We start from the raw sequence: 11846 nt of genomic DNA on the forward strand, positions 1-11846 counted from the left end.
AATTAGGCGTTCTTTTATCATTTATTTATGGTTTTTCTTAAGGAAATTTAATTATATCAAAATTAGATTGCAAAGGTTTTAGCATTTGAATCAATTGCGGAATTAAATTTTCACCATATTCAAGGTAAAATTCCGAAAAATTATTTTGTCTTTCCTGTAAACTTTGATTTGGGAAAAGTTCGTTTTGTAAATCGGTAATTCGCTGTAAAACATCACTTAAAGTTCTTTTTTGAGCTTTTAGTAAACGTTTTTCTAGGTTTTCTAATCCCTTTATTTGTTTGGCCTCCTGAGCTTTTAGGGCTCCCATAAAAGATTGGTCGGTTTTTGTGGCACGTTGATGAAGCGAATCAAATTGTTGTTTTAATTGGTCTTTTAAATCTTTTAAATCAATTTGAATCTCTGATAATTCTTTAGTTTTATCATTTCTTAAGTCTTGCTGTTTTGAAAACAAGTCGGACCAACTCAAGTTTAATTGATCTGCTTTTTTGGCTTGTTTTTCGGTTGCTAATAAAACAGAATTCCTTAGCAGAAGCATTGGAAAAGTAATTTTTGCAGCAGCAAAAAAAGATTTGAGTTCTAACCAATAGGCAATTTCTCCGCCTCCGCCAATGTAACAAAGATTTGGTAAAATTACTTCTTGATATAAGGGTCTCATAATCACATTTGGACTGAATTTTTCTGGATGATTTTCTAAAATGGATAGAATTTCTGTTTCATAAAACTCTAGTTTAGTGTGGTTTACTTTGTATTTATTGTTTTCAAAGATGATGCGTTCCCGGATGTTATCTTCAATATAAAACAGATTTATTTCTCTCGGATTTACCTGAATGGTGTACTCTTTTAATTTTTCAGCAGTTTCGAGTACTAATTTATGAGAAGTTTGTTGCAGTAATTCTTCTTTGATGTATGGAATAAAACTACGTTTTAAGTCAGCATTATCGGCATCCATAATTACTAAGCCGTAATTCCCAAATAGTGCATTGGCTAAAAACCGAGTAGCATCGGCAAGATTGTCGTGTTTGAGATAAGAATCCTCAAATAGTTTTTTTAGGGTATTAGCATTTATACTAGAACCTAATTCAAGTGCATATACTTCAAGGAAATCGGCCAAACCTTCAGTAGATAATCGGCCAACTGGTCCAGTACTTTCTTTGTTCCAACGGAATTTTTTACCTTTAAAATTGAAATAATTAATTTCTTCAAAATCATGATCTTCAGTTGCCATCCAGTAAATGGGAACAAAATTATAGGAAGGATATTTCGATTTTAATTCTGTTGTTAAATTAATTGTCGAGATTATTTTATACAAAAAATACAAAGGTCCGCTGAATAAATTTAGTTGATGCCCAGTTGTAACAGTGAATGTATTTGAATTGTTTAAAGATTCAATATTTTGCTTTGTCAAAACGGAAGTTTCAACTTTTAAGTATTGTTTTTGTAAAGTAGAAACTAAAATGGATCTGTTGCTATTGTCGAAATTATTTTGCTTTTCAAGAATTTGCTCTTCAAAGTTTTCAAGAATTGGAAATCTATTGTACAGAGTATCTAAATTGTTTTTTTGATCTAAATAATCGTTCATCAAAGCAGAGAAATATCCTGAATTTTGATAGCTGATACAGTCGGTTGGCATGTTTTGAGTTTCTAAATTTGTCGCTAAAGTAATAAAAAGTAAAGTTAGTTAATTTTGGTTTAAGATATGTTTAGGAAAAGTCTATTTTTAAATGGCTAAGAATCCATTTTTAACCTTTATTTTTGCATAAAAAATTCCACTTGAAAACTAAACTTTTCCTCATCACGCCGCCATTTACGCAATTGAATACTCCGTATCCAGCAACAGCTTATATCAAAGGGTTTTTGAATACGAAAGGTATTGAATCTGTGCAGGCCGATTTAGGGATTGAAGTGATTTTGAAATTATTTTCAAAAGATGGACTTTTAAATTTGTTTCAGGTTTCAAGTTTTAGGTTTCAAGTTCCAAGCGAAACTATCTCAGATAATTCAAAGCGAATTTATGCTTTGCAAGAAGAATATCTTAAAACAATTAACCCTGTTATTGCTTTTTTACAAGGAAAAAATCCAACATTGGCGCTTCAAATTTGTCAAGAAGATTTTCTGCCAGAGGCGTCACGATTTACCCAGTTAGAGGAACTCGATTGGGCTTTTGGAACAATGGGAACGCAGGACAAAGCGAAACATCTAGCCACCTTGTATCTAGAAGATATTTCGGATTTTATTGTGGAATGTGTTGATGCTAATTTTGGTTTCAGCCGCTATGCGGAACGGTTGGGTCGAAGTGCAAGTTCTTTTGATGAGCTTTACGAAGCTTTACAAAGTGAGCCAACTTATATTGATGGAATATTAATTTCGATTCTAAAAGAGCGAATCGAAGCTATTCAGCCTACTTTATTCCTGATTTCGGTACCGTTTCCAGGGAATTTATACGCAGCGTTCCGATCTGCGCAATGGGTGAAAAAGAATTATCCCAATATTAAAATTTCAATGGGCGGCGGTTTTCCAAATACGGAATTACGTTCACTATCGGATGCGCGTGTTTTTGAATTCTTTGATTTTATTACTTTGGATGATGGAGAAATGCCAATTGACGAGTTAATTCATTCTATTGAAAATCCAAATTACAATACTTACAAACGAACTTTTTTATTAGAAAACGGAAAAGTAGTTTATAAAAACAATTCTGCTAAACCTGATTACAAGCAATCACAAGTAGGTACACCTGATTATTCAGATTTACTTTTGGATAAATACATTTCGGTTATTGAAATTGTAAATCCCATGCACCGTATGTGGAGTGATGGTCGCTGGAATAAACTCACCATGGCGCACGGATGTTATTGGGGAAAATGTACGTTTTGTGATATTTCATTAGATTATATCAAAATTTACGAACCCGTTGCTGCTAATTTATTGTGCGATAGAATGGAGGAAATGATAGCCCAAACAGGTGAAACAGGTTTTCATTTCGTTGACGAAGCAGCTCCGCCAGCTTTAATGCGAGCCTTAGCTTTGGAAATCTTGCGCCGAAAATTAGCGGTCACTTGGTGGACTAATATTCGATTTGAAAAGAGTTTTACTGAGGATTTATGTTTGCTACTCAAAGCATCTGGTTGTATAGCGGTATCTGGTGGTCTTGAAGTAGCCTCAGATCGATTATTAAAATTAATTGACAAAGGTGTAACGGTTGAACAAGTGGCTCGTGTAACCCGAAATTTCACCCAAGCCGGTGTCATGGTGCACGCCTATTTAATGTATGGTTACCCTACTCAAACCATTCAGGAAACTATTGATAGTCTAGAAATGGTGCGTCAATTATTTGAAGTAGGTATTTTGCAATCGGGATTTTGGCATCAGTTTGCCATGACAGCACACAGTCCTGTAGGTTTATATCCAGAACAATTTGGAGTTAAAAAAAACACAGAAAGCATAGGGACATTTGCTAACAATGATATTGATTATACTGATGCTACTGGAATAAATCACGACAAGTTTAGTTTTGGACTTAAAAAATCACTTTATAATTACATGCACGGAATTTGTTTTGAATACGATCTTCAGGATTGGTTTGAATTTAAGATTCCAAAAACAAAAATTCAATCTGATTTTATTGTTAACGCTATTGAAAATGAAGAAACTTTCAATATAAAACCAACTGCCAAAATTGTTTGGCTAGGAGGAAAGCCATTAGTGGATCATTTTACTAAAACTAAGAAAGGAAATTCATGGGATATGACTACACTTACTTTTCATGATAAAAAAGAGCCTTTTAGTATTCTTACCAATAAAAACGAGGGTGAATGGTTGGTGGAAACCTTGGAGAAAATCTCCGTTTTGAATGTTAAAAATTATACTTTTCAGGAATTAAAAGCAGATTTTGAACTAAGTCTGGAAGATTTTGAATTGTTTTGGTACTCAAAGCCTATTAAAACATTAAGAGAATATAAGTTGTTAGTACTTTAAGTTTTTTTTTAATAAACTATATCTAATTAGCATAAAACTTTTATTTTTCGATTACGAAAACGTTTTCTTTTACTTATTTTTACAACACTAAAATAAGAAGCAAATGAGTATTGATTATAAAGTTACTGTAAACGACACTTTTCATTTTGATTTGGATAGCGAGCGTGTTGCACAAGTTGATGCTGTAAGTATCGAAAAAAATAATTTTCATATTCTTCATGAAAATGTAGCCTTTAAAGCAGAAATCCTATCTGCTGATTTTCATCAAAAAAAATATACCGTAAAGGTAAATAGCAACACCTATAATGTTGCAATTTCTAGCCCGCTGGATAGTTTGATAAAAGAAATGGGTTTTGAAACAGGACTTTCAAAACAAGTTAATTTTATTAAGGCACCTATGCCTGGTTTGATTTTAGAGATCAATGTAGTTGTGGGGCAAACAGTGAAAGAAAATGATAATTTGATTATTCTAGGTGCCATGAAAATGGAAAATAGCTTTCTTTCACCACGCGAAGGTGTAATTAAAAGTATTTCTGTGCAAACAGGTGATGCTGTAGATAAAGGCCAGTTATTAATTGAATTTGAATAATAAAATACGGCTAGTTTGCAAATTGAAATTACAAGGTTGCATTACTCAATGCACTACATTTTAAGAGAGTAAAATTTGCGAATCTGCGGTTTAAAAGATATAAAATGAAAAAAATATTAGTTGCTAATAGAGGTGAAATTGCTATTCGAGTGATGAAAACCGCTCAAAAGATGGGGATTAAAACAGTAGCGGTTTTTTCTACAGTTGATAGAAATGCGCCGCATGTGAAATTTGCTGACGAAGCGGTTTGTATTGGAGAAGCACCTTCGAGCGAGTCGTATTTGCTTGGAAATAAAATTATTGAAGTTGCAAAAAGCTTAAATGTTGATGCCATTCATCCAGGATATGGATTTTTAAGTGAAAATGCTGATTTTGCCGAAGAGTGTGAAAAAAACAACATTATTTTTATTGGTCCAAAGTCTAGAGCCATAAAGATTATGGGAAGTAAACTAGCAGCCAAAGAGGCTGTAAAACAGTACAATATTCCTATGGTTCCTGGTTTTGACGAGGCTATTACTGATGTTGAAAAAGCAAAATTAATAGCAAAGAAAGTTGGTTTTCCAATTCTAATTAAAGCATCTGCTGGAGGTGGAGGAAAAGGTATGCGTGTGGTAGAAAGCGAAGCTGATTTCGAATCGCAAATGGATCGCGCTATCAGTGAAGCAATTGCTGCTTTTGGTGACGGATCTGTATTTATTGAGAAATACGTGGGTTCTCCTAGGCATATTGAAATTCAAGTAATGGCTGACAGTCACGGTAATGTGTTGTATTTGTTTGAAAGAGAATGTAGTATTCAACGCCGCCATCAAAAAGTTATTGAAGAGGCTCCTTCATCAGTTTTAAGTCCTGAATTGCGACAAAAAATGGGTGAAGCTGCCGTATTAGTCGCAAAGTCTTGTGATTATCTAGGTGCGGGAACTGTCGAATTTTTATTGGATGAAAATAACAATTTTTATTTCCTAGAAATGAACACGCGTTTGCAAGTGGAACACCCTGTGACCGAGATTATAACAGGAACAGATCTTGTAGAATTACAAATAAGAGTTGCTAGGGGCGAAGCATTAGCCATGAAACAAGAAGATCTTAAAATAAAGGGTCATGCCGTAGAGTTGCGTGTGTATGCCGAAGACCCTATGAATGATTTTCTACCAAGTGTAGGGCATCTGGATGTATATCAATTGCCTGTTGGCGAAGGTGTTCGTGTGGATAATGGTTTTGAACAAGGTATGGATATTCCTATTTATTACGATCCAATGTTGGCTAAATTAATTGCTTTTGGTGAAACTCGTGAAGAAGCAATTCAAATTATGATCAAGGCTATCGAAAACTATCATGTTGAGGGTGTTCAAACGACCTTAGCTTTCGGAAAATTTGTTTTTGAACATGAGGCTTTTCGTTCTGGGAATTTTGATACTCATTTTGTTAAGAAATATTACAATGCTGAAGTTTTGAAACAACAAATGGAACAAGAAGCTAAAATTGCTGCTATGGTAGCTCTAAAGCACTATTTTGAAGACCAGAAAATCATACGCTTGTTGAATTAAACTATTTTTTATCCATTATTTAGAAATAGCTTAGTCAAGCCTTTTTTTAAGGGTGCTCAATCATTCTAGGGTCTTTAATAAAATTAGCGTTTAAAAAAAGAAAAACATGAAAGACAAAATAAATATATTAAACGAAAAAATTGCCGAAGCTCATTTGGGTGGAGGTAAAAACAGAATTGCAAAACAACATTCTAATAAAAAGCTTACGGCAAGAGAGCGAATCGAGTATTTGCTGGATGAAAATTCTTTTGAAGAAATAGGAATGTTAGTGACACATCGTACCACTGATTTCGGAATGGAAAAAGAACAGTATTATGGGGATGGAGTTATTACAGGCTACGGAACCATTAATGAAAGATTAGTATATGTTTTTGCTCAAGATTTTACGGTTTTTGGAGGTTCGTTATCTGAAACTCATGCCGAAAAAATTTGCAAAGTAATGGATATGGCCGTTAAAATGGGTGCGCCTATGATAGGACTAAATGATTCAGGAGGTGCGCGTATACAAGAAGGAGTGAGATCATTAGGTGGATATGCCGATATTTTTTATAGAAACGTACAAGCAAGTGGTGTAATTCCTCAAATATCGGCCATTATGGGCCCTTGTGCTGGAGGAGCGGTATACTCGCCTGCGATGACCGACTTTACGATGATGGTTGAGGATACCAGTTACATGTTTGTTACAGGGCCTAATGTGGTTAAAACTGTGACAAATGAAACGGTAACTTCAGAGGAATTGGGTGGTGCAAGTTCACATTCAACTAAATCTGGTGTGGCTCATATTACATCAACAAATGATGTGGCGTGTTTAGATGATTTAAAACAATTATTAAGCTATTTGCCGCAGTGTAACAAAGAAAAAGCAGCTGATTTGCCTTATACACTTAATGACGAATATCGAGTTAAATTGACCTCAATACTTCCTGATAATCCTAATAAGCCGTATGATATGCACTCGGTTATAAGTGAAATCATTGATGAAGATTCCTTTTTTGAGATTCATAAAAATTATGCCGAAAATATAATTGTAGGTTTTGCTAGATTAGCGGGTCGCAGTATAGGTATTATTGCAAATCAACCTATGGTTCTTGCAGGATGTCTGGATGTGAATAGTTCTAAAAAAGCAGCGCGTTTTACTCGTTTTTGTGATGCATTTAATATTCCGCTTTTAGTACTTGTAGATGTGCCTGGATTTTTACCAGGAACTGATCAAGAGTGGAACGGAATTATAGTTCATGGTGCAAAATTACTATATGCATTAAGTGAAGCTACGGTTCCAAAAGTTACTGTTATTACTAGAAAAGCTTATGGAGGTGCCTATGATGTGATGAACTCCAAGCACATAGGAGCCGATATGAATTTTGCTTGGCCAACTGCCGAAATTGCTGTTATGGGAGCAAAAGGAGCTTCGGAAATTATTTTCAAAAAGGAAATCAATGAAGCTGAGAATCAAGAAGCTAAACTGTTAGAAAAAGAAGCAGAATATGCTGATTTATTTGCAAATCCCTACACAGCTGCACAACGAGGTTTTATTGACGAAGTGATTCTTCCACAAGATACCAGACGAAAGTTGATAAAATCATATAGCATGCTAGAAAATAAGGTGAGTGTTACGCCAGTACGAAAACACGGAAATATTCCTTTGTAATTTTCAATAAATTAAAAAAGTATTAACCACCAGAAATGGTGGTTTTTTTTGGACTTATTCTTTCAAAAGTTACTCTTTCAATTAATTGTGGCCTCTTTTTGATTTATTGACTTTCAGTTTTACTGTAAAAAGCACTCGATTTATAGATTTTACCGCAGCAATTATTTTTTTTTCCACAAAAAGCATTCAAAATAATTGTTTTTCCATGAAATACTTGAAACAATTATTGTTTTTAGAAAAGGAAAAGCTTTACCAGTATTTTACTATAGCCCAAGTTTTCAGAAGTGTGCAACGTATTAATGTAGTTATTTTTCAACTCTGGATGAATTATATCGCCTCCATCGGTTGAAACCGTTGGCTATAGTTTTGAGGAAAATGAACTGTTGAAATTCTTCTTTTTTTATAGCTTTACTCCGCTTTAAACCGAAACCCGATCCCGTGTAAATTATCAATGGCTATTCCTTTTTCGTTTGCCAAAATTTTGCGCAAGCGGGAAATAAAAACATCGAGACTGCGTCCCATGAAATAATCATCGTCACCCCAAAGAGAGGTTAGAATTTGTTCCCGTTTTAGCACCACGTTTTTATTGTCGAGGAATAATTTTAAGAGATCGGCTTCGCGTTGCGTGAGTGGTATTTTTTCGGTTTCATTAAAAAGGATGAAATTTTTGGTGTCAAATTGGTATTTCCCAATTTCGTAGATTGATTTTTCAACCAAATTGTTTTTGCGGGAACGTCTTAGAAATATTTCAATTTTAAGGAGTAATTCTTCTATGCTAAAAGGCTTCACGAGATAATCATCGGCACCCAATCGAAGCCCTTTGAGGCGGTCTTCTTTTAAGGTTTTGGCCGACAGGAAAATAATGGGAACATCAACATCGAGTTTCCTGATTTCGGTGGCCAGTTCAAATCCATCCATTTTTGGCATCATTATATCTAGAATGCAAATGTCAAAACTTCCTTTTTTGAAGGCTTCAAAACCTGATTTTCCGTCTTCGCAATGCGTCACTTCATAGTGGTTTTGCTCCAAGTTGTCTTTGGTCAGGAATGCTAAGGTAGCATCGTCTTCGGTATACAATATTCGAACAGTACTCATTTAGTTTTGAGGAATTAATAGTGAAAAAGTACAGCCTTTTTTGGGATTACATTTTACGGTTATTTTCCAGTGGTGGAGGTCGCATACTTTCTTGGCATAGTACAAACCCAATCCAAAACCGGTGACTTCATTGCTTTTTTGATTCGGAATTCTATAAAATTTATCAAATACAAAAGGGATGTTTTTGGAATCAATTCCAATACCGTTATCCGTAAAATCGAATTGTAGATACTTTCCAACTTTTGCAATAGCGATACAAATTTCGGGTTTATTTTCGCTGTATTTTAGGGCATTATCGAGCAAGTTGTACACCAAATTGGTAAAGTGAAATTCGTCCGCTTCAATGGTAACGGTTGCTAAATCTGTTTTAATTTCAATTTGGGTTTCGGGATGTTTTAGGGTACTGTTTTCAATTACAGCTTCTAAAATAGGCAATACATTCAACATCTTTTTATCCAATACCAAAGGAGCATTATCTGATTTTGCAACGCTCAGAATTTTTTCGATATGCTGATTTAGCTTGTTGCTTTGGTCAATAATAATGTGCGTGTATTTTTCCAGTTTTTCATCTTGCAGAATTGGATTTTGTTTGATGAGGTAATTGGAAGCAATTAATATGGAAGATAAAGGCGTTTTGAATTCATGTGTCATATTATTGATGAAATCACGTTGCAAGTCAGAGTATTTCTTTTGCTGTAAAAGCGTAAAAATAGAATAGACATAAACCAGTAAAATGACAATTAAAGCAATCGAAAGCACAAACCAAAACCGTAAGGAACTGAACAAATAACTCGTTTCATTGGGAAACCGAATGGCAAAATAATAAACTAAATTTTTATGTTTGGGGAAACCTACAGAATGTTTGGTCTGTTTCTTTTCGGATAGCGAAATGTAGTTGCCATAGACCATTTCGTCGCTTTGGCAATTGTACATGGCATATTCAAAATCGGTGGTGATGTTCATTTTCTTGAACTCGGATATGAGATAAAACTCTAAAATTTCGGGTTCAAAATCATTATCAATATTCACAATATAATAATCATTGGAGATTTTCCGCACTGGATTTTTACCTGGAAGTTCTTGATTGGTTCCTTGATACAATTTTTTGGCAACTTCCAGTAAGGCAACATGTGCTCTTTGACTGAACTTTTTTTCCTCAACACTGAAGGCTTCTTTCGTCCAAAGCAATTGTGCTACAAGGATTCCTATAATGGCGATTAACCCGATTAAGATGCTGCTATTGAGTTTGGTCAGTTTCATTGTGTAATATTAATCAAAATTTGCTTGACTTTTTTGCATTAACAAGTCGTTAACAAAGATTGAATACCGCTTAACATGAGTGTCTGTTTTTCTAATCTACTTTTGGATTGTTAAAAAACAGTAACCTATAAAACAAATTTATTATGAAAATGATTAAAATTTCAATGTTGGCATTAACTCTAGGATTAATGTCATTTTCGGCCATCGAACCTGTAAAAGCAATAGTTTCAAAAGTAGCTATTGCGGCTTCTTCAATTGTATGGAAAAGTGAAAGTATAGATGTGGGACAGATTCCTCAAAACACTCCAAAACCAATTGTTTTTGAATTCAAAAACACTGGAAAAAAAGCTGTAATCATTACCAATGTACAAGGTTCTTGCGGATGTACGGCAACAGATTATACCAAAACTCCAATTGCTCCAGGAAAATCAGGAACCGTTACAACTACCTATAATGCGGCTTATCCAGGGGGATTTACAAAAACGGTATCGGTAACTACAAATGCTGAAACGACTGTAAAAGTTTTAACAATAAAAGGAACTGTTGTTGCGGCTACTGGAGTGAAAAGTTAATTTTTAAGGTTAATTTTTGGAGCTTTATCTTGAGCTATTAAAATAGATAACACGTTGGATACTTAAATAAAAGTAAATAAAAAAGAGATGGTTTAGCAGCATCAATTTAGATATCAGATAGCTTGAAAGTTATTAGTGATGAAAAAATAATAGTTGGGCAATGTTTATAAAATCATTATTCAAGTCTGATCCAAGAGTGTCTTTTTGGAGTATAAAATATAATGCTATGTAATTGAATTTATAATAATTACACTTTCTGAATTTATGAATAGTAAATCTATTATTATTGGTTAATCCATGTTAAGTGAAACAAAAAACACAATCAAGAATCTAAATTGAATGGACAATATAGCCTTGATTGTGTTTTGTTTTAAATGGGACTAAAAGCTAATAAGAATACATCTTTGCTTTCAAGTTTTTTGTTTCCTTAGAAACAATAACAATGAACGGGTATCCTTTTTCTGCTGCAAGCTGTTTTAATCTTCTTTCTACTTGATCTTGAAATTCTTTGTCGGTTTCTCCCTTGGTTTTACCAAGAAAACTACTTGTTATACCTACTTCTTTTAGGCCTTGTGTTTGATAAGGTTCTAAAATAACAACTTTATCATAATCTTTTTTACTTGAAATGATAATTTTGTTTGAAACCGTTTTGGAATCAGAATTTGATTTTTCTATCAATTGAGCAACTGCAAATTGACTTATACTTTTTTCTTCTTGATTTACTTGACTATTGTAAAAAACTTGATCATTAGCCACTTTAATAAAATTAACATCAATTTTTTGACCGTCATGTTTTATGAGTTCATGAGTTTGAGCGTGAATAGTAACGCTTAATAAAAAGATACCAAGGACTATAATATTTTTCATTTTTTTATTTTCATTTAAATTGGTTAGAATTGCTTTATTTTTTTTATCGTTTATGTATTTCAGGAGGAGGAGAAAGAATATCAATATTTTTTTCCTGAAAATGAAAAGGGTTTTGTACACTAGGATTTTTGGTGCTGACAATTTCAAAAAATAGTCCAACAAAAAACTCTTTTGTTGTATAACAAAACTTCAAAAAGTAATCTTCAATCACAGATTCTTCCTGATTCTTCTCAATGTTTTCAATAAGGCTTTTTTGTTTTTCTCTTTTGTAAAATTCAGAAGAGTTACCTATGAAT

10 protein-coding genes are annotated in these 11846 nt (G+C 33.7%); 5 read left to right on the plus strand and 5 right to left on the minus strand.

Annotated features, from left to right (window positions below):
* Positions 1 to 37 precede the first annotated feature (37 nt).
* Positions 38 to 1630 (minus strand): bacillithiol biosynthesis cysteine-adding enzyme BshC, encoded by a 1593-nt coding sequence (bshC, locus tag FPG59_RS09460; protein ID WP_086454367.1) that lies wholly within the window; start codon positions 1628 to 1630, stop codon positions 38 to 40.
* A gap of 140 nt (positions 1631 to 1770) precedes the next feature.
* On the opposite strand from bshC, the gene FPG59_RS09465 reads away from it, so the two are divergent.
* From FPG59_RS09465 to FPG59_RS09480, 4 genes are all read left to right on the plus strand, one after another.
* Positions 1771 to 3975 carry a radical SAM protein gene (locus FPG59_RS09465; RefSeq protein ID WP_086454368.1) on the plus strand — a complete coding sequence of 735 codons (2205 nt, stop codon included), beginning with the start codon at positions 1771 to 1773 and terminating at the stop codon, positions 3973 to 3975.
* Between the two features lie 103 nt (positions 3976 to 4078).
* Positions 4079 to 4564, plus strand: a complete 486-nt coding sequence (locus tag FPG59_RS09470) for an acetyl-CoA carboxylase biotin carboxyl carrier protein subunit (RefSeq protein ID WP_086454369.1) — start codon at positions 4079 to 4081, stop codon at positions 4562 to 4564.
* 104 nt (positions 4565 to 4668) lie between these two features.
* A complete protein-coding gene (accC, locus tag FPG59_RS09475) occupies positions 4669 to 6108 on the plus strand; it encodes an acetyl-CoA carboxylase biotin carboxylase subunit (RefSeq protein ID WP_086454370.1) in 1440 nt (479 codons plus the stop codon).
* Between the two features lie 106 nt (positions 6109 to 6214).
* Positions 6215 to 7756 (plus strand): acyl-CoA carboxylase subunit beta, encoded by a 1542-nt coding sequence (locus tag FPG59_RS09480; protein WP_086454371.1) that lies wholly within the window; start codon positions 6215 to 6217, stop codon positions 7754 to 7756.
* Positions 7757 to 8164: 408 nt separating this feature from the next.
* Here FPG59_RS09480 and FPG59_RS09490 read toward each other — a convergent pair whose 3' ends face one another.
* On the minus strand, positions 8165 to 8851 hold the full coding sequence (locus FPG59_RS09490; RefSeq protein ID WP_086454373.1) for a response regulator transcription factor: 687 nt from the start codon (positions 8849 to 8851) through the stop codon (positions 8165 to 8167).
* Positions 8852 to 10111, minus strand: coding sequence for a sensor histidine kinase KdpD (locus FPG59_RS09495; RefSeq protein WP_086454374.1), 1260 nt, complete (start codon positions 10109 to 10111; stop codon positions 8852 to 8854).
* Positions 10112 to 10254: 143 nt separating this feature from the next.
* On the opposite strand from FPG59_RS09495, the gene FPG59_RS09500 reads away from it, so the two are divergent.
* A complete protein-coding gene (locus FPG59_RS09500; RefSeq protein ID WP_086454375.1) occupies positions 10255 to 10683 on the plus strand; it encodes a DUF1573 domain-containing protein in 429 nt (142 codons plus the stop codon).
* A gap of 387 nt (positions 10684 to 11070) precedes the next feature.
* Here the strand turns inward: FPG59_RS09500 and FPG59_RS09505 are convergent, their stop codons facing one another.
* Both FPG59_RS09505 and FPG59_RS16590 read right to left on the minus strand, forming a co-directional pair.
* Positions 11071 to 11550, minus strand: a complete 480-nt coding sequence (locus FPG59_RS09505; RefSeq protein ID WP_086454376.1) for a hypothetical protein — start codon at positions 11548 to 11550, stop codon at positions 11071 to 11073.
* A gap of 43 nt (positions 11551 to 11593) precedes the next feature.
* Positions 11594 to 11846: hypothetical protein (locus FPG59_RS16590; protein ID WP_176330730.1), on the minus strand; the 253-nt coding region annotated here is incomplete at its 5' end.

Origin of the sequence: Flavobacterium sp. FPG59 (genome assembly GCF_002150205.1) — a bacterium.
Lineage (GTDB): Bacteria > Bacteroidota > Bacteroidia > Flavobacteriales > Flavobacteriaceae > Flavobacterium.